The organism is Gemmobacter caeni, from assembly GCF_003054195.1.
Lineage (GTDB): Bacteria > Pseudomonadota > Alphaproteobacteria > Rhodobacterales > Rhodobacteraceae > Gemmobacter > Gemmobacter caeni.
The window spans coordinates 15,604-33,435 of the sequence record NZ_QBKP01000006.1; the positions used below are offsets into that span (position 1 = coordinate 15,604).

22 protein-coding genes are annotated in these 17,832 nt (G+C 64.6%); 7 read left to right on the forward strand and 15 right to left on the reverse strand.

The window, feature by feature from the left end:
* Positions 1-6: 6 nt before the first annotated feature.
* Positions 7-1,017, reverse strand: coding sequence for a nicotinate-nucleotide--dimethylbenzimidazole phosphoribosyltransferase (cobT, locus tag C8N34_RS10440; RefSeq protein ID WP_108128838.1), 1,011 nt, complete (start codon positions 1,015-1,017; stop codon positions 7-9).
* Between the two features lie 81 nt (positions 1,018-1,098).
* Between cobT and cobS the strand changes: the two genes are divergently transcribed.
* Positions 1,099-1,863 (forward strand): adenosylcobinamide-GDP ribazoletransferase, encoded by a 765-nt coding sequence (gene cobS, locus C8N34_RS10445; RefSeq protein ID WP_108128839.1) that lies wholly within the window; start codon positions 1,099-1,101, stop codon positions 1,861-1,863.
* Between the two features lie 48 nt (positions 1,864-1,911).
* Here the strand turns inward: cobS and C8N34_RS10450 are convergent, their stop codons facing one another.
* The 5 genes from C8N34_RS10450 to C8N34_RS10470 form a co-directional block, all read right to left on the reverse strand.
* The gene (locus C8N34_RS10450; RefSeq protein WP_054300821.1) at positions 1,912-2,421 is read right to left on the reverse strand and encodes a CarD family transcriptional regulator; all 510 of its coding nucleotides are present in this window, start codon (positions 2,419-2,421) and stop codon (positions 1,912-1,914) included.
* 294 nt (positions 2,422-2,715) lie between these two features.
* Entirely contained in the window at positions 2,716-3,054 is a 339-nt protein-coding gene (gene fdxA / locus C8N34_RS10455; protein WP_054300822.1) for a ferredoxin FdxA, read from the reverse strand.
* A 55-nt stretch (positions 3,055-3,109) separates the two neighbouring features.
* Positions 3,110-3,475, reverse strand: a complete 366-nt coding sequence (locus C8N34_RS10460) for an RNA-binding S4 domain-containing protein (RefSeq protein WP_242013773.1) — start codon at positions 3,473-3,475, stop codon at positions 3,110-3,112.
* Positions 3,476-6,358, reverse strand: coding sequence for a helicase-related protein (locus tag C8N34_RS10465; RefSeq protein ID WP_108128840.1), 2,883 nt, complete (start codon positions 6,356-6,358; stop codon positions 3,476-3,478).
* Positions 6,359-6,370: 12 nt separating this feature from the next.
* Complete coding sequence (locus C8N34_RS10470; RefSeq protein ID WP_108128841.1) at positions 6,371-6,943, reverse strand: tetratricopeptide repeat protein; 573 nt, start codon at positions 6,941-6,943, stop codon at positions 6,371-6,373.
* A gap of 82 nt (positions 6,944-7,025) precedes the next feature.
* On the opposite strand from C8N34_RS10470, the gene C8N34_RS10475 reads away from it, so the two are divergent.
* Positions 7,026-7,310: an SCP2 sterol-binding domain-containing protein gene (locus tag C8N34_RS10475; RefSeq protein WP_054300824.1), complete on the forward strand. Its 285-nt coding sequence runs from the start codon at positions 7,026-7,028 to the stop codon at positions 7,308-7,310.
* A 2-nt stretch (positions 7,311-7,312) separates the two neighbouring features.
* Positions 7,313-8,251: an alpha/beta hydrolase gene (locus C8N34_RS10480; protein WP_108128842.1), complete on the forward strand. Its 939-nt coding sequence runs from the start codon at positions 7,313-7,315 to the stop codon at positions 8,249-8,251.
* On the opposite strand, the gene C8N34_RS10485 is transcribed toward C8N34_RS10480, so the two are convergent.
* Together C8N34_RS10485 and C8N34_RS10490 are read right to left on the reverse strand one after the other, a co-directional pair.
* On the reverse strand, positions 8,248-9,144 hold the full coding sequence (locus C8N34_RS10485) for a ketopantoate reductase family protein (protein ID WP_108128843.1): 897 nt from the start codon (positions 9,142-9,144) through the stop codon (positions 8,248-8,250). The two genes, C8N34_RS10480 and C8N34_RS10485, sit on opposite strands and share 4 nt — an antisense overlap.
* A gap of 57 nt (positions 9,145-9,201) precedes the next feature.
* Positions 9,202-9,945, reverse strand: a complete 744-nt coding sequence (locus C8N34_RS10490; protein WP_054300827.1) for a DUF1013 domain-containing protein — start codon at positions 9,943-9,945, stop codon at positions 9,202-9,204.
* A gap of 127 nt (positions 9,946-10,072) precedes the next feature.
* Between C8N34_RS10490 and C8N34_RS10495 the strand changes: the two genes are divergently transcribed.
* Complete coding sequence (locus tag C8N34_RS10495) at positions 10,073-10,711, forward strand: ribonuclease T2 family protein (RefSeq protein ID WP_108128844.1); 639 nt, start codon at positions 10,073-10,075, stop codon at positions 10,709-10,711.
* A 239-nt stretch (positions 10,712-10,950) separates the two neighbouring features.
* Here the strand turns inward: C8N34_RS10495 and C8N34_RS10500 are convergent, their stop codons facing one another.
* A complete protein-coding gene (locus C8N34_RS10500; RefSeq protein ID WP_054300829.1) occupies positions 10,951-11,943 on the reverse strand; it encodes an adenosine kinase in 993 nt (330 codons plus the stop codon).
* Positions 11,940-12,584 carry an endonuclease III gene (gene nth / locus C8N34_RS10505; RefSeq protein WP_108128845.1) on the reverse strand — a complete coding sequence of 215 codons (645 nt, stop codon included), beginning with the start codon at positions 12,582-12,584 and terminating at the stop codon, positions 11,940-11,942. The genes C8N34_RS10500 and nth overlap by 4 nt, the downstream gene beginning before the upstream one ends.
* Positions 12,585-12,694: 110 nt before the next feature.
* Between nth and C8N34_RS10510 the strand changes: the two genes are divergently transcribed.
* The 3 genes from C8N34_RS10510 (at position 12,695) to C8N34_RS10520 (ending at position 15,190) form a co-directional block, all read left to right on the forward strand.
* Positions 12,695-13,570, forward strand: a complete 876-nt coding sequence (locus C8N34_RS10510) for a methylated-DNA--[protein]-cysteine S-methyltransferase (RefSeq protein ID WP_108128846.1) — start codon at positions 12,695-12,697, stop codon at positions 13,568-13,570.
* Positions 13,571-13,676: 106 nt separating this feature from the next.
* The gene (locus C8N34_RS10515) at positions 13,677-14,327 is read left to right on the forward strand and encodes a YiaD family glycine zipper/OmpA-like lipoprotein (protein WP_054300832.1); all 651 of its coding nucleotides are present in this window, start codon (positions 13,677-13,679) and stop codon (positions 14,325-14,327) included.
* Positions 14,328-14,422: 95 nt separating this feature from the next.
* The gene (locus tag C8N34_RS10520; RefSeq protein WP_054300833.1) at positions 14,423-15,190 is read left to right on the forward strand and encodes a FadR/GntR family transcriptional regulator; all 768 of its coding nucleotides are present in this window, start codon (positions 14,423-14,425) and stop codon (positions 15,188-15,190) included.
* A gap of 53 nt (positions 15,191-15,243) precedes the next feature.
* On the opposite strand, the gene C8N34_RS10525 is transcribed toward C8N34_RS10520, so the two are convergent.
* From C8N34_RS10525 to C8N34_RS10545, 5 genes are all read right to left on the reverse strand, one after another.
* Positions 15,244-15,801, reverse strand: coding sequence for a F0F1 ATP synthase subunit B (locus C8N34_RS10525; protein WP_108128847.1), 558 nt, complete (start codon positions 15,799-15,801; stop codon positions 15,244-15,246).
* A 4-nt stretch (positions 15,802-15,805) separates the two neighbouring features.
* Positions 15,806-16,339 (reverse strand): F0F1 ATP synthase subunit B', encoded by a 534-nt coding sequence (locus C8N34_RS10530; protein ID WP_054300835.1) that lies wholly within the window; start codon positions 16,337-16,339, stop codon positions 15,806-15,808.
* A gap of 77 nt (positions 16,340-16,416) precedes the next feature.
* On the reverse strand, positions 16,417-16,650 hold the full coding sequence (locus C8N34_RS10535) for a F0F1 ATP synthase subunit C (RefSeq protein WP_054300836.1): 234 nt from the start codon (positions 16,648-16,650) through the stop codon (positions 16,417-16,419).
* A gap of 49 nt (positions 16,651-16,699) precedes the next feature.
* Positions 16,700-17,470: a F0F1 ATP synthase subunit A gene (locus C8N34_RS10540; protein WP_255349790.1), complete on the reverse strand. Its 771-nt coding sequence runs from the start codon at positions 17,468-17,470 to the stop codon at positions 16,700-16,702.
* Positions 17,467-17,817 carry an AtpZ/AtpI family protein gene (locus C8N34_RS10545; RefSeq protein WP_108128848.1) on the reverse strand — a complete coding sequence of 117 codons (351 nt, stop codon included), beginning with the start codon at positions 17,815-17,817 and terminating at the stop codon, positions 17,467-17,469. Before C8N34_RS10545 ends, C8N34_RS10540 begins: the two co-directional genes overlap by 4 nt.
* Between the last annotated feature and the right edge of the window lie 15 nt (positions 17,818-17,832).

Sequence of the window (17,832 nt, forward strand, 5' to 3'; positions counted from 1 at the left end):
GCAGGCTCAGGCGTCGGACACACCGGCTTCGGCGAAGGTCGCCATGCCGGAATGGCAGGCAACTGCACCTTTCAGCACGCCGATGGCCAGCGCCGCCCCAGAACCTTCGCCCAGACGCAGGCCCAGTTCCAGCAGCGGCTGCTTGCCCAGCTTCGACAGCAAGGCGCGATGCGCCGCCTCGGCACTCGCATGGCCCGCGATGCAGTGATCCAGCGCGCCTTCCGCCGCCAGCGCCAGCACGGCGGCAGCAGCGGTACAGATGAAGCCGTCAAGGATGACCGGAATACGCGCGTGATGCGCGCGCGCGATGGCCCCCGCCATGGCGGCAATCTCGCGCCCGCCAAGGCAGCGCAGCACCTCCAGCGGCTCGCGGTCCGGATTCGTCACCAAGCCCTCGGCCACGACCTGCGTCTTGACCGACAGCCCCTTGTCATCGACGCCGGTGCCCCGCCCGGTCCATTCGCCGGGCGTTCCCCCGAACAGCGCGCAGGCAATGGCGGCGGCCGGGGTTGTATTGCCGATTCCCATCTCGCCCACCACCAGCAGATCGGCAGCCGCATCCACCGCCAGCCAGCCCGCCGCAAGGGCAGAGATCACCTCGGCTTCGGTCATCGCGGCGGTTTGCGTGAAATCGGCGGTCGGGCGATCCAGTTCCAGCGCCAGAACATCCATTGTGGCGCCGAAAGCCTTGGCAAGCTGGTTAATCGCCGCCCCGCCCGCCCGGAAATTCGCCACCATCTGCACCGTCACCTCGGCCGGAAAGGCCGAAACTCCGCGGGCAGCCACGCCATGATTACCTGCAAAGACAATGACCTGCGGGTGTTCCAGCCGGGGCCGGGCATCGCCGCGCCAGCCCGCATACCAGATCGCCAGTTCCTCCAGCCGCCCCAGGGCGCCGGGCGGTTTGGTCAATTGCCCGTTGCGGGCCTGCGCTGCCGCGACCGCCGCCGCATCGGTGGCCGGAAGCGCCTGCAACAGGGCGCGAAACTCGGACAGGCTGGAAAACGGCGCAGTCATGGCGCACTCCTCGATTGAACCTCGGCTGCGCCTTGGCTAGCGAGGATCACGGGTGAAAACCATCCCGGAAAGGGCATTGCAATGTATCAGAGCGACCCCGAGACCCTTGCGGCGCGCCTGTGGACCGAGGCGCGCGCCGGGCTGAGCCTGCTCAGCCGCCTGCCCCTGCCCGCCCCCACCCGTTTTCCCAACCCGCCTGCCGTCTGGGCCTGGCCTGTGGCCGGGCTGGTGCTGGGCGGTCTGGCAAGCCTTGGCGCGGCGCTGGGTGGCTGGTTCGGTCTGCCCGCCAGCCTTGCAGCAGCGCTTTTCCTCGGGCTGGGCACGCTGATGACGGGCGCGCTGCACGAGGACGGGCTGGCCGACAGTTGTGACGGGCTCTGGGGCGGCTGGACGCGCGAACGGCGGCTGGAAATCATGAAGGACAGCCATATCGGCAGTTATGGCGTCATGGGGCTGGTACTGGTGACGCTGGCCCGGTGGAGCGCAGTCACCGCGCTGATCAGCACCGGGGCCTGGGGCGCGATGATCGCCGCCGCCATCCTGTCACGGGCGCCGATGGTGGCCCTGATCAGCTTTTTGCCCAATGCGCGTGGCAGCGGGTTGAGCCAGTCCGTCGGTCGCCCCGATGCCACGGCGGCCCTGCTGGCCATGCTCGTCGCATTCGTTCTGGCGCTGGGGGTGGCCGGGGGCCAGGCCCTGATCATGGCACTTTGGGTCGCGGCCATGACACTCGCGCTGGCCGTTCTGGCCCGGCGCAAGATCGGCGGGCAAACCGGCGATATTCTGGGGGCCAGTCAGCAACTGGGGGAGCTGGCCGCGCTGGCCGCCGCCTGCACACTGCAGTAACGCAAAAGGCCGCGCATCAGCGCGGCCTTTCAACGGATTTCAGGCAGGTCAGGCCGCGCGCGAAGTCAGCACCTGATCAACGGTCTTTTGCGCCTGCGCTTCGTCAACACCGGAAACGGCGGCGACTTCGCGGGTCAGACGCTCCAGCGCGGCTTCATAAAGCTGACGCTCGGAATAGCTTTGTTCGCGCTGGTCATCATTGCGGTGCAGGTCGCGCACCACTTCAGCAATCGACAGCAGATCGCCCGAGTTGATCTTCTGGTCATATTCCTGCGCCCGGCGCGACCACATGGCGCGCTTCACCCGCGCCTTGCCCTTCAGCGTGTCCAGCGCCTTGTTCACCACATCCGGCGTCGAAAGCTGACGCATCCCGATTTCGGTCGCTTTGTGCGTCGGCACACGCAGCGTCATCTTGTCCTTCTCGAACGAGATCACGAAGAGTTCGAGATGGATACCGGCGATTTCCTGCTCTTCGATCGAGATGATCTTGCCGACACCATGGGCCGGGTACACAACAAACTCGTTCGGGCGGAACTCAGGCTTCTTGGTCTTGGTCATTCCAGCGGCTTCCTCATGCGCAGGGCCAACCCGGGCGCAACAAATTCCCCCGCCGGATGCCAGAGCATCGGCAAAATGGGGGAATGTCACATGGATAACCGTCTCAGGCGAGCAGTCCCGAGGCGGAAAGCGGGCAACCGTGCTTTGTTTGTTTCAGAGATATAACACAAAAACGACCTGATTCCAACTGCGACCATACACGCAGCAGGTTCGCCGACGCGCCCAAACGCACAAAAAGGCGCGACCTTACGCCGCGTCACCCCTTCCGTTCGCGAATCGGGGGCCGTCGCCGGATCAGGAGCCTTCGCCCGGATTCGGCGAGAAGTATTTCTCCAGCTTGCCGCTTTCGCCGTCGCGCGCCTCGGCCTCGGGCAGCGGATCGCGCTTCTGGGTGATCACCGGCCAGAGTTCGGCATATTTGCGGTTGAACTCGACCCATTTGTCCATATCCGGCTCGGTATCCGGGCGGATGGCATCCGCCGGGCACTCCGGTTCGCAGACACCGCAGTCGATGCACTCATCGGGGTGGATCACCAGCGTGTTCTCACCCTCGTAGAAGCAATCTACCGGGCAGACCTCGACACAGTCGGTGTATTTGCAGGCGATGCAGTTGTCAGTCACCACATAGGTCATGACTCAAACCCCGGTCAGTCGTTTCTGGGCTGTTGCTCTAGTCCAACGCGCCCGCTCATTCAAGCGACGAAGTGTCATCCCCGGCAGAAGCGTCCTCCGCTCCGGCGGGCTGCGGGTCAAGATCGAGGTAAAGCGTCTGCGCCTCGGTCGCAGGTCCGCGCCGCTGGCCGGAGGCAAGTACCCGGATCAGACGGATGCGGCGGCCCTGCGGGAAGGTGAGCGTGTCGCCCTCCCCCACCTGCTGCCCGGGTTTGAGACAGCGATTGCCATTCAGCCGCAGGTGCCCTTCGGCGATCACGGCACAGGCAAGCGGGCGCGATTTGAAGAATCGCGCCTGCCAGAGCCACTTGTCCAGCCGGATGGTCACACGCGGCGGTGCCGCATCGGCCTTCCGGGCCGCTTCGGAACGGTGCTTGGCCAATCAGACCTTGCCCTTCAGCGCCAGCAATGCCGCAAACGGATTGTCGGGGTCGATGGGCTTTTCAGCCCGGGGCGGACGCGCCTCGTAGGATTTGGGCTTGTGGCCCTGGTCCTTGCCGGGTTTGCCGCCCTTGCGATGCTCGTCACGGCGGCCTTCGGGCTTACCGCCCGGCTTGCCTTCGCGACGCGGCGCATCACCACGCGGACGATCCTCGCGCTTGCCGCCCTCGCGGGCTTCCCGCGGCGCACGTTCAGGACGGTTGCCCTGCGTCTCGCCCGCCTCGCGGCGCGGACCGCGATTGCCCTGCCCCTCGCGGCGCGGACCACGGTTTTCATTCCGCTGACGCGGTGCCCAGGTGAACGTGTAAAACACTTCCATCTCGGGAGCAGCTTCGCCTTCCGCCGCCTCGGGGGCTGCGGTGTCCTCGGCAGGGGCCAGAACCGAAACTTCTTCGGGAATCGGCGCCACGCTGCCTTCGGTCACCTGAGCCGGAGCTTCGGCGCGGCGCTGCTTGGCGCGTTCGCCCTTTTCGCCCTTGTAGCCCAGACCGCCCATCAGATCCGCGAACTGTTCCAGCGTCATGCCGGTGATCGACAGCATGTCGGGCGTGGCCTCAAACCCCGCACGGCTGTCCTTGGCGCGCAGCAGATCTGCCAGACGCTCCAGCATGTCGATGCGAATGGCACGGGTGCCCGCCGGACGATAGCCGGCCAGCGTATAATGCTCTTTCGGCACATCCGGGATGTTCGGAATGGTCACAAGGCCCGGCGGCGGGCTTTCAGGAAACTCCTGAAGCCCCTTGGCCAGCGACCACAGAACCAGACGCAGCCGGGTCGGCGCGGGTTTCAGCAGCAGCGGCAGGAAGATCGTATATTGCCCGAAGCGCACGCCATGCTTGCGCAGCGACGACCGCGCCTCCTGGTCCAGCGCCTTCACATCATCGGCCACGCTTTCGCGGCTGACGATGCCCAGCCCTTCGACCAGACGGAAGGCAAAGCCGCGCGCCAGCCCTTGCAGGCTTTCGTCGCGGTTGAGGTTCGTGAGCGGTTCGAACAGCGCAGCAACCTTGCGGTCGATGAAATGCTGAAGACGACGCTTGACCTTCTCGGTCACCTCCGGCCCGGCCTCTTCGTCAACGAAGGCCTCGACCTGCGGTTTCATCGCATCCGAACCCGCCACCAGCTTGCCGACGGCAGCGCTGCCCCACATGAGGCCACCCTGTTCGGTGAAATCCATCTCGGTATCGGGGGAGTTGTAGAAGCGATCCGCCCGCAGATGGAACTCGGGGCGCAGCGCCTCGTAGGCGGCCTGCCGCATCACCCGCGCCTCTTCACCCGAAGCCGAGGCATCCTGACCGAAGCGGAAACCCTCCAGACGGCCGACGAATTCGCCCTCCACCGTCACTTCACCCTTGTCATTCACCTCAGCCACAAGGCTCTCCTTCTGTTTCAACCGCCGCATCAGGACCGATGTGCGGCGGTCGACAAATCTCTGCGTCAGCCGCGCGTGCAGCGCATCCGACAGGCGGTCTTCTACAGCGCGCGTTTCGTCGCGCCAATGGGATTCATCCTCGACCCACCCTTTGCGCTGCGCAACGTAAGTCCAGGTGCGGATATAGGCCAGACGTTTTGACAGCGCGTCAATATCGCCGTCGCTGCGATCAATGCGCGCAACAGCTTTTTTCAGCCAGTCAGCCGGGATACGCCCATCCTGAAGGAAGCCGAACAGCCGGTGCAGCAGCCCCACATGATCGGAGCCGGTGGTCGAGCGGAAATCGGGGATGCGGCAGACATCCCACAACAATTTCACCGCACGCGGCCCGGCGCGCAGCCGGTCGGCCATGTCGGGCATCTGCGTCAACGCCTTCAGCGCCATCAGATCGTCGGCCTCGCGCGTGCGCATCAGCCATTCATTGCCGGTCGGCGCCTCCAGCGAGGCGATCAGCCGCTCGGCCGAGCCGAAGTCCAGCGCGTCGTTTCGCCACATCAGCTTGCGGACAGGCGCGAAGCGGTGCTCCTCGATGGCGGCGACCAGATCCTCGTCCAGCGGGCTGGCCTCGCCCGTCACGCCGAAGGTGCCTGCCTCCATATGCCGCCCGGCACGACCGGCGATCTGCCCCATCTCGTGCGGGAACAGATGCCGCATCCGGCGGCCATCGAACTTGTGGGTGGCCGAAAAGGCGACATGCTTGATGTCGAGGTTCAGCCCCATGCCGATGGCATCGGTGGCGACCAGGTAATCGACCTCGCCATTCTGATAAAGCGCGACCTGCGCGTTCCGGGTGCGCGGCGAAAGCGCGCCCATCACCACTGCACAGCCCCCCTTCTGGCGGCGGATCAGCTCGGCGATGGCATAGACATCATCAACAGAAAACCCGACGATGGCCGAGCGTGGCGGCATCCGGCTTATCTTTTTCGAACCTGTATAGCTGAGCGTCGACAAACGGTCACGCCGCACGAACTGTGTCTGCGGGATCAGCGCGGCAATCGCCGGGCGCATCGAATCGGACCCGAGGAACATCGTCTCCACCAGCCCGCGCGCATTCATCAGCCGGTCTGTGAAGACATGGCCGCGCTCGGGGTCGCCGCAAAGCTGGATCTCGTCGATGGCCAGGAAATCAGCGCCGATGTCCGTCGGCATCGCCTCGACCGTGCAGACCCAGTATTGGGTCCGTTCCGGCACGATGCGTTCCTCGCCGGTGACCAGCGCCACCACCGAAGGCCCGCGCGCCTTGACGATACGGTCATAGACCTCGCGCGCCAGCAGGCGCAGCGGGAAGCCGATGACCCCCGTCCGATGCCCCAGCATCCTTTCAATGGCGTAATGCGTCTTGCCGGTGTTCGTCGGTCCCAGGACCGCCGTGACCCGTCGCTGAAGGACCATAGGTTCGTTGTCTCAGATGCTTTGCCCGGAGGTTTCAGTTTCCAGGCGTTTCACTGCTTCCAATACCGCCTGCATATGCGGATGTATAGCAAGAGCCGCCCGATAGACTTCCAGCGCCTGAGGTTTTCGGTCAAGCTGCTCAAGAATCATCCCAAACCCGGCCAGCGCGCCGAAATGGCGCGGGTTCAGCGCCAGGACATGCCGGATGTCACTGACCGACTGCCCGTAGCGACCGGCCAGAAAATAGGCCGTGGCCCGTGCGTTCCAGCCTTCGGCGAAATCGGGCGCATGATCGGTCAGCGCGGTCAGATGGTCGATGGCAGTTTCCGCATCGCCCTGGTCGATGGCCTTGCGCCCGCGTTCCAGCAGCAGATCCATCGAAGCCGAACCGGAACGCGACCAGATCCGCTGGATATCGCTTTCGATGGCACGCGCCCCGGCATCATCCGTCGTCTTCAGATCGGCAAACAGCCGGTCCAGCGTCGCTGCATCCTCGGCAGGGCCCGCCTGCGCCGCAGCGTCACCAAGCGCCAGCGCGAAAACTGCCGCCACGGCAAGATTGAGAAGCGTCAACAGGACTTTCATATCTACACTCTATCCAAGGCACGGGGAAATGCCATAACCCTCGGGTCACATTCCGGGGATGGCACAGCGAGGAGGCAAGAATATGAGCGACGTGATCAATGCAGCGGTCGAGGCCCTGTCAGCCAAAGTATCGGGCTTCGACGGTGTGGCGAAGTTCGTCATTCCGGGGGAAGGCGCCATCATGATCGACGCGACGGGCGTCCACGCGGGCGATGAAGAGGCCGATGTTACCCTGACCGCGAATACCGAGGTATTTCGCGCCATTCTGGACGGCGAGATGAACCCGACCACCGCCTTCATGACCGGCAAGCTGAAGGTCGACGGCAGCATGGGAATGGCCATGAAACTCGGCTCCGTGCTGAGCTGACCATGACCGCCGCGCCGTTTTACGCCGATATCGCGCAGGGCCCTGAAAGCGGCCGTGCGGTCTGGCTCGCGGCGGGCGATGGCACAAAACTGCGCGTCGCCCATTGGGCACCCTTCGGGGCGGCGCGCGGCACGGTCCTGCTGTTTCAGGGCCGGTCGGAATATGCCGAGAAATATGGGCCTGCTGCCGTCGCACTGACGGGTGCGGGCTGGCATGTGCTGGCGCCCGACTGGCGCGGCCAGGGCCTGTCGCAGCGCCGCCACCCCGATCCGATGCTGGGCCATGTCGAGGATTTCGACGAATACCAGCAGGATGTCACGGCGGTGCTGGATTTTGCTCGGGCCGAAGGACTGCCTGAACCCTGGCATCTCCTCAGTCATTCCATGGGTGGCTGCATCGCGTTGCGGGCGCTGTTACGCGGTTTGCCGGTGAAAAGCGCCGTGTTTTCCGCCCCGATGTGGGGCATCCGGCTGTTTCCGACGGTGGAACCCGTTGCCGTCACCCTGTCGCGTGTGCTGCATGAACGCGGGCATGGCCATCTGTTGACCCCCACGACCACGCGGCAGACCTATGTTTTGCACGCGAAATTCCGCGGCAACATGCTGACCCGCGATCCCGCGATCTGGAGCTGGATGCGCCAGCAGGCCACGGCCCATCCCGATCTGGCACTTGGCGGCCCGTCGCTGACCTGGCTGCATGCCGCCTTCCGCGAGATGCAGGCGCTGCAAGCCCTGCCCGCCCCCGCCACACCCGCGCTCACCGCGCTTGGCACCTCGGAACGCATCATCAGCCCCCGCGCCGTACGCCGTCGCATGGCCGCCTGGCCGCAGGGCCGGCTGGAGCTTTTCGCGAAGGCGGAACATGAGGTTATGATGGAGCTTCCAGCCCATCGCGGCCGCTTCCTGGCCGAGACCAGCGCCTTCTTCGCCGCGCAATCCTAGACGGCCGGCGCCTCGGCCAGTTGCACCAGCACCGTCATGGCCGCATTCAGCGGAACCGGAATGCCCAGAAGCCCGGCGCGCCGGACGATCTCGCCATTCAGAAACCCGATCTCCGTCGCACGCCCGCGCGCCATATCCTGCGCGGTCGAGGACATTTGCCCCGCCATCGTCTCGGCAATGCGACGCACATCGTCCTCCAGCCCTTCGGGCAGGGTGATCCCGCTGGCGGCCGCCACCGCCCGGCATTCTGCAACGAGGCCAGAAACCACCCCCTCGGCCCCCGGTGCGGCGAGGATGCGGCCATAGGGCTGCCGGGTCAGCGCAGAAATGGCGTTCCAGGCACAGTTGATGGTCAGCTTGACCCAAAGCGCGGTTTCGGCACCTGCGGAGACTTCGGTCGGAATGCCCGCCGCCGCGAACCGCGTGGCCAGTGCCGCACTTTGCGGCGCATCGCCCAGCACCAGATCACCACGTCCGTGGTGGCGCAGATGCCCCGCCGCCGTCATCCCGACCGCGACATAGACCACCGCCGGAATCACAGGCCGCCCCAGAATCGCCGCCAGCCTCTCTGCATTTCCCACGCCGTTCTGAAGGCTCAGCACCACCGCATCGGGCGCCAGATGCGGCGCGATCTGCCGTCCCGCCGCCTCGGTATCCTGAGATTTCACGCAAAAGAGCACAAGCTCAGCCCCGGCTATCGCCCCCGGATCGGTCGCCACCGGCAGGTGCACCACCTCGCGGCCCGTCGCCCGGTCGATGATCAGCCCCTGACCTGCAACAGCGCTGGCCAGCGCGGGACGGCCGATCAGCACAACCTCCTCGCCCGCCTGCGCCAGCATTGCGCCATAATAGCAGCCGACAGCCCCCGCCCCCATCACCGCGATCCGGCCCATTCCTGCCTCCCTGTCCGCAGAAACGAAAACCCCGGCACCTTGGCCGGGGTCTCACGATCAGTTGTCGTCTTCTTCTTCGTCGTCATCGCCATGTGGCAGATTGAAGAAACTGTCCGCATCCGAGTAATCGGCGGGGTTTTCCTCTTTCTCCACCTGCGTGAAGGCCTCCAGACCGGCCAGCGACCCCGGCATCTTCGGCTCGGGCGCCATGCCCAGCGACTGTTCGGTCGACACGAGCTTGCGACGCTCGTCGTCGCTCATCACGCCACCCTCGGCCGCTTTCTTGCGCACGGCGGCCTGCACGGCGGCATCCAGTTCAGACTGACGGCAAAGCCCCAGCGCGACCGGGTCGATCGCCTGCATATTCTGGATGTTCCAGTGCGTCCGCTCGCGGATCGACTGGATGGTAGGCTTGGTCGTACCGACCAGCTTGCCGATGGCGCCATCCGAAAGCTCGGGATGGAACTTCACCAGCCACAGGATCGCATTCGGACGGTCCTGGCGCTTCGACAGCGGGGTGTAGCGCGGCCCGCGACGCTTGTCCTCGCCCACGGCAGCAGCGTTGAACTTCAGCTTCAGCTTGTAGAAGGGATCTTTCTGCCCCTTCTCGATCTCGATCGGGTCCAGCTGGTTGTTCGCCACCGGATCGAACCCCTTCACGCCGGTCGCCACATCGCCATCGGCAATGCCCTGCACTTCCAGCTCGTGCATGCCGCAGAAATCGGCGACCTGCCTGAAGGTCAGCGTCGTATTGTCGACCAGCCAGACCGCGGTCGCCTTGGCCATAAGGGGTTTCGACATGAGGATCACTCCTTTACAAATCTTTCCCGCGCCGGGAAAACGGCTGCGGGCGAGGCCCGCGATTTCCACGTTTTCGGGGAAGTCTGGCGCGCCTTATAGTGCGATTTTACTGCGGGGGAAAGAGAAAATGCGCATCTTGCTCCGGGCCACTCTCGCTTCCCTGATCTCCACCGCCGCGTTTGCCGGGGGCGAGAAAGCCGGCGACTTCGACTACTACGTCATGTCTCTCAGCTGGTCGCCCAACTGGTGCGCGCTGGAGGGGGACGCCCGTGGCGCCCCGGAATGCCACAAGGGCGCGGGACGCGCCTTCACCCTGCACGGGCTCTGGCCGCAATATGAGGAAGGCTGGCCCAGCTACTGCCGCACCACCGAACGCGATCCTTCCCGCGCGGAAAGCGAGACGATGGCCGACATCATGGGCGCCTCGGGACTTGCATGGTATCAGTGGAAGAAACATGGCCGCTGTTCCGGCCTGTCTGCGCGCAGCTATTACGACAGCCTGCGCCGCGCTTTCGCCACGGTGAAGATTCCAAAGGTCTTCCCGATGATCGACAAACGCCTGAAAGTCCCCGCCGATGTGGTGGAAGGCGCATTTCTGGAGGCCAACCCCGGCCTTTCCCCTGACCAGATCACCGTCACCTGCGACAGCGGCATGATTCAGGAAATCCGCATCTGCCTGACCAAGGATCTGCGCCCCCGTCGCTGCGGCGCTGACGCGATCCGTGACTGCCGACTGAAGGATGCGGTGCTGGAACCCATCCGCTGACCACCCCACCTGCGCAGCTTCGACCGGGCAAAACGAGTATTTCTGCAAGAAGCAAGGCAGGGCGGACAAGGGGATGCCAAAACGGCTCTCTGCGGCCTGTATTGCTTCTTGATCAAATACTCAAACTCCTCCCGCGCCGTCGCTGAAACGCTGTATCGAAAGCACCAGCGGCACCACCGCCCATGGCAATGCCGCATGACGATGGCCCCGCCGGGGCCTGAGGAGGGCGGCACTTGTGTTCAGATCAGCCCGTGGCTGCGGAACATTTCCTTCAGGTCAGCCTCGGGACGTGCGCCGATGTGGCTGATGACCTCGGAGGCGGCAAGGCAACCCATGCGGCCCGCCATTTCATAGCCATGGCCGTTGGTCAGCCCCCAGAGGAAGGCCCCGGCAAACAGGTCGCCCGCGCCGGTCGCGTCGACAATCCGCGTCGGGTAAGCTGGCGCGTGCCAGCGCTGGCCCTCGGCGAGGATATGGGCGCCCTTCTCGCTTTCCGTACAGGCCACGATGGCGACATCGGCAGCAGCGGCTTGCAGGGCAGTCTCGAAATCGTCGGTTTGATACATCGACATGATCTCGGCCCGGTTGGCAAACAGCAGGTCAACGTCATCGTGGATCATCTTGCGGAAGGCATCGCGATGGCGTTCGACGCAGAACGGGTCCGACAGCGTGACCGAGACGCGGCCCCCTGCCCCCTTGCAGGCGCGGATCGCCTTGGCGAAGGCCGCGTGGCTTTCCGGGCCATCGAAGCGATAGCCTTCCAGATAGATCCAGTCCGCCTCGGCCATCTGGGCCTCGTCGATGTCGGCGGGGGTCAGGAACTCGGACCAGCCAAGATAGGTATTCATCGAGCGTTCCCCGTCCGGCGTCACCAGAACGATGCAGCGGCCGGTTTCCTGTTCGCTGTCCGCCGGGGCCAGCGCGGTTTCATAGACCGCGCCCTGCGCCCGCAGGTCGTGGGCGAAGATGCGGCCAAGCTGGTCGTCCTTCACCTTGCCGACATAGGCCGTCCGCCCGCCCAGTGCGGCGATGCCCGCAATGGTATTGGCCGCCGATCCGCCCGAAATTTCCTTGGCCGGGCCGATCCGGTCGTAAAGCGTCACGGCACGCTCCATGTCTATAAGCTGCATAATGCCCTTGCCGATACCGTTCGTTTCAAGAAACGCCTCTTCGGCATGGGACAGCACATCGACCATGGCATTGCCGATGCCGACGACCTGAAACTTCTTCATGCAGTTTTTTCCTCGTAGGGGCACAGATCGCGGATCAGGCAATCGGCGCAGCGCGGTTTGCGTGCGGTGCAGATGTAGCGGCCGTGCAGGATCAGCCAGTGATGGGCGTGTTGCTGGAACTCAGCCGGAATATTATCTTCGATGGCACGTTCGACCTGATCGACATCCTTGCCGGGACAGATCCCGGTGCGATTGCCGACGCGGAAGATATGGGTATCGACCGCCTGAGCGGGCACATGCCACCACATGTTCAAGACGACATTGGCGGTCTTGCGCCCCACGCCCGGCAGCGATTGCAGCGCTGCGCGGGACGAGGGCACTTCGCCACCGTAATCATTCACCAAAATCTCCGACAGGCGGATCACGTTCTTCGCCTTCTGGCGAAAGAGGCCGATGGTCTTGATCGCCTCGGTCAGCCCCTCAAGCCCCAGATCCAGCATCTTCTGCGGCGTATCCACGGTGGCGAACAGGGGCCGTGTGGCCTTGTTCACCCCGGCATCAGTGGCCTGGGCGGAAAGCGCGACCGCCACCAGCAGGGTATAGGCATTGACGTGATGCAGCTCGCCCTGCGGTTCGGCCTCGGCGGCCTGAAACCGGGTAAAGATCGTGCGGATCGTATGGTAATCAAGTTGCTTCGCCATGCCGACCTCCTAGCGCGCCCTTGGTCTGCTGCCAAGCGAAGCCGCATATTCCGGGTCGAAGGGTGTTGCATTGCCGCCTAAAGTGGCAATGTGACCTGCCGGAGTTTACCATGAACGACCAAAGCCAGAGCTATCATTACCGTGTCATCGCGCGCGCCCTGGCCGAGATCGACGCGATGCAGGCGGGTGGGCAGGCACCGACGCTGGACGGGCTGGCGGCGCGGATGGGGATGAGCCCGGCGCATTTCCAGCGCACCTTTTCGCAATGGGTGGGCGTCAGCCCGAAACGCTATCAACAATATCTGACGCTGGATCATGCGCGGCACCTGCTTGCAGAACGACATTCCGTGCTGGAGGCGTCACTGGCCAGCGGGCTGTCCGGCACCGGGCGGCTGCATGACCTGTTCATCAAATGGGAGGCGATGACGCCGGGTGAATTCGCCCGTGGTGGCGAGGGGTTGACCATCTACTGGGGCTGGTTCGAAAGCCCGTTTGGCCCCGCGCTTGTCATGGGGACGGATCGGGGCATCTGCGGCATGGGCTTCGCCGCCGAACAGGACGAGGCCGAGGTGATGGCCGATCTGATCCGCCGCTGGCCTAGGGCCGATTTCGTGGAAGACCCGATAATGTTGCGCCCCTGGGTGCTGGATGCCTTCAGCGCTACCGGCACCGCGCCACTGTATCTGATCGGGGCGCCATTCCAGATCAAGGTATGGGAGGCTCTGCTCGCGGTGCCCTCGGGCCATGTCACAACTTATTCCGACATCGCCCGCGTCATCGGCCATCCGGCGGCGGTGCGGGCCGTAGGCACGGCGGTCGGGCGCAACCCGGTCAGCTTCCTCATCCCCTGCCACCGCGCGCTCCGCAAATCAGGGGCGCTTGGCGGCTATCACTGGGGCCTGCGCGTGAAGCGGGCCATGCTCGCATGGGAGGCCGCCCGCGCGGATGCAGGCGGTGCCGCGCCGGTTCCGGTGCCGCAAACGTGATGCGCGGAATACTGCGCATGCGCACGCAACCAATTCCGGCCTCATGCGTTGCTGCGATATGGTGGAGCGAGGCTGGCCCGGTGCCGGCAAAGAGAGAGGCGAGAAAATGACCTTCAGAACCCCGGTTATCCTTGGCATCGCGGGTATTGCCCTGCTGGCAGGCTGTGTGCAGGACCCCTATCGCTATGAAGACCCGAATGCCCGCACCAAGGGCGGCGCGGTTACCGGCGCGGCTATCGGTGCGCTGATCGGCGCCAAGTCGGGTGGCGATGACAAGCTGGCGAAAGCCGTGGTCGGCGCGGCTGTCGGCGGCGCCCTCGGCGGGGCCATCGGCAATGCGATGGACCGTCAGGCCGCCGAACTGCGCGCGCAGATGAGCCCCAACACCACCATCACCAACACCGGCAACGCGCTGGTTGTGACCATGCCGCAGGACATCCTGTTCGCGACCGACAGCGCGAACTTGCGTCCCGATCTGCAAGGCGACATCCGCGCCGTGGCCGCCAACCTCGTGCGCTATCCCAACAGCCGCGTCGAAGTCGTTGGCCATACCGACAACACCGGCTCGGCAGCCTACAACCAGGACCTGTCAGAGCGCCGCGCGCGTTCGGTCGCGGGTGTCCTGATGTCCGGCGGTGTGCCCGGCTCGCGGATTTCGGCCTATGGCCGGGGCGAGGATCAGCCCATCGCCTCGAACCTCACCGAGGCGGGCAAGGCGCAGAACCGCCGGGTCGAGATCATCATTCGCCCGAACTGAGCGGCACTTATGTCGGAAAGGGCGGCCTGCTGGCCGCCCTTTTTCATTGCTGAAACCGACAGTTGGTCATATTTTCTGACCAGTCGGGGGAAGCCATGCCATTCGAAAAGATCGTGTCCGAGAAACTGTCGCAAAGCGTTGCCCGCCAGATCGAACTCCTGGTCCTGCGGGGCATCCTGCGGCCGGGCGAGCGTTTGCCTGCCGAACGCGATCTGGCAGAACGCATGGGCGTGTCACGCCCCTCGCTACGCGAAGCGCTGGAGGCGCTGGAACTGAAGGGGCTGGTAATCAGCCGCCCCGGCTCGGGCGTGTTTGTTGCCGATGTGCTGGGCTCGGCCTTCTCGCCCGCGCTGATCGAGCTGTTTTCCAGCCATGACGAGGCCGTGTTCGACTACCTCGACTTTCGCCGCGATCTGGAAGGACTGGCCGCCGAACGCGCCGCCCGGCTGGGATCGGATACCGACCTTGCGGTGATCGCCACGATCTTCGGCAAGATGGAGGCCGCGCATCAGAAGCGCGACCCGACCGACGAGGCGCAGCTGGATGCCGAATTCCACATGGCTATCATCGAGGCCAGCCACAACGTCGTCATGCTGCACATGATGCGATCCATGTTCGATCTGCTGAAACAGGGCGTGTTCTTCAACCGCATGATGATGTTCCGTGACCGCATGACCCGTGACCGGCTGCTGGACCAGCACCGCGCCATCAATACGGCGATCCAGTCCCGCAATCCGTCCGCCGCGCGGGCGTCGATCTGTCATCACATGGATTACGTCGAACAGGCCCTGAAAGAACAGCAGCGCGCCGCCCGGAACGAGGCAGTGGCCCGCCAGCGTATCGAACACGAACGTCAGCGCTGAAACGCAAAAACCCCGGCAGCGCCGGGGTTCCGCGTCACCGATCCGGGATCGGATCAGTGAAGTTTGGCTTCGACCTGCGCAATCGCCTCGTCGATGGAGGCTGCGGTGGTTTCGGCCGACATCTGCTTGGTCAGCACGTCACCGGCCGCCGCAATCGCCACATCCACCGCGCGCTCGCGCACTTCACGCACCGCCGCAGCTTCAGCCGAGGCAATCCGCTCTTCCGCCGCAGCCAGACGGCGTGCGATGGAGGTCTTGAGATCCGCCTTGGCCTGTTGGGCCGCCGACAGCGCCTCTTCCTTGGCCGCCGCCACGATCCGCTCCGACTGCTCCATCATCTCCTTCTGCTTGCGCTCGTAGGAGGCGAGGATGGTCTTGGCTTCTTCGCGCAGCAAACGCGCTTCTTCCAGTTCCGCCTTGATCAGCGCGGCCCGGTTGTCGAGCATCGCCCCAAGCTTGGCCGGAACCTTCAGATACAGAAGGATCAGGACGAAAACGACGAAGGCCAGCAGGACGATGAAGTTCGAGTTGCGCAGCGAGACGAACGGGCCGTCCGCCGCCAGCGCGGGGCTGGCCGCCAGGGCTGCAACGATCAGGATCAGCTTTTGCATGATCTTATCCTTTCAGCCGGGCGTTGATTGCCGCCGTCACGCTGCGCGCGTCGGCCTTGCCGCCAAGCGCCGCAACCAGTTCCTTCGCCGTATCCTTGGCCACTTCGGTCACGCTTTCCAGCGCGCCCGCACGGATCTCGCCGATCCGGGCTTCGGATTCCGCCGTCTTGGCCGCGATTTCGGCATCGGCCTTCGCCGTCGCCTTGTCGAGATCAGCCTGAATTTCGGCCTTCGCCTCGGCCACGATCCGGCCGGCTTCAACCCGTGCCTTCTCGAGCGCCTCGTTGTAAGCCTTTTCGGCGGCCAGCGCCTTCTGCTTCAGCTCTTCGGCTGCCGCGAGGTCGTTGGTAATGGTGCCGCTGCGTTCGGCCAGAACCGCCCCGATCCGGGGAAGGGCCACGCGCCACAGCACGAGAAAAATCACGACAAGCGCGACCACGAGCCAGAAGATCTGGTTGCCCCAGGTCGAGACGTCGAGTTGCGGCATACCGGCGGAATGACCCGCCGCGCCAGCCGCTTCATGCGCTTCGGTCGCCATGTGATGTCCTCACGTCGTCAAAAACCTGGCCGGGGGACGAAGCGCCCTCCCGGCCGAGAAGATGCGAAGCGTCAGGATCAGACGGCGAACATCAGCAGCAGGGCGATCAGGAACGAGAAGATGCCCAGAGCTTCGGCAAACGCGATGCCGACGAAGAGGTTCGCGGTTTGCGAAGCAGCAGCCGAGGGGTTGCGCAGCGCGCCGGCGAGGAAGTTGCCGGCGATGTTGCCCACGCCGATGCCGGCGCCGCCCAGACCGATGGCCGCCAGGCCAGCACCGATGTATTTGCCCATGAGCGCGAGTTCGACCATTTGAGTTCTCCTTGGTGGAAAGTCAGATTGAAGGGTTGAGGTCCGGACCTTAGTGGTGGGCGCCGCCCACCGCGTCTTTCAGATAGACGCAGGTCAGAATGGTGAAAACATAGGCCTGCACGACCGCGACGAGCAGTTCCAGACCGTAGATCGCGGTCACGGCACCCACCGCCACCGGCGAGATGACAGCCATTGAGGCAAAGCCCGCGAACACTTTCATCACAGCGTGGCCCGCCATCAGGTTGCCCGCAAGACGAATGGAATGGCTGACCGGACGCACGAAGTAGGAAATCACCTCGATCACCGCCAGCACCGGGCGCAGCGCCAGCGGCGCCGACGAGACCCAGAACATGCCGAGGAAGCCGATGCCGTTCCTCACGAGACCCAGGATGGTCACGAACAGGAACACGAGCAGCGCCAGCGTCACGGTCACCGCGACATGGCTGGTGGTGGTGAAGCTCATCGGGATCAGACCGAGCAGGTTCGAGAACAGCACGAACAGGAACAGCGTCATCACGAAGGGGAAGTATTTCACCCCGTCATGGCCCGTCACATCCTCGACCATCTTGTAGATGAAGCCGTAGATCATCTCGCCGACCGACTGGATGCGCGAAGGGATGATCGCCCGACCGCGCGAACCGAACACCATCAGCGCGATGATCACCAGAACCGTCGCAGCCATCCAGACCGTGACATTGGTGATTTCGAACGCACCGATGTTCGAGGTGCAGTCCGCATGCGCGGGATCACAGAAAAACCGTTTCACGATGAACTGATCCATCGGGTGGATCGCAAATCCGGTCTCGGCCACGTCTGTTATCCTTCGGTTCCGGCGGAACGTTCCGCCTGTGTCTCGGTCGCCTGTGCCCGCAACTGGCGCTCCTGCATGTCACGGGCGGTGCCGATGACGGTGCGGATACCAGCCGCAAAGCCGAGCAGGAGGAAGACGATCAGCAGGATGGGCTTGGTGCCGGACAGATAGTCCAGCCCGTAACCGATGCTGCCCCCGATCATGATCCCCGAGGTCAGCTCCAGCACCATCCGCCAGGCCACTTCCGCCTGCGAAAAATCCTTGCCTGCCGCAGCGGGCTTCGCCTTGCTCCCCTTCGCCTCGGCCAGACGCGCTTCCAGCGCGCGAAGCCGTTCCGGATCGGGTTCCTGAGCCATGCGGTACGCCCCCTG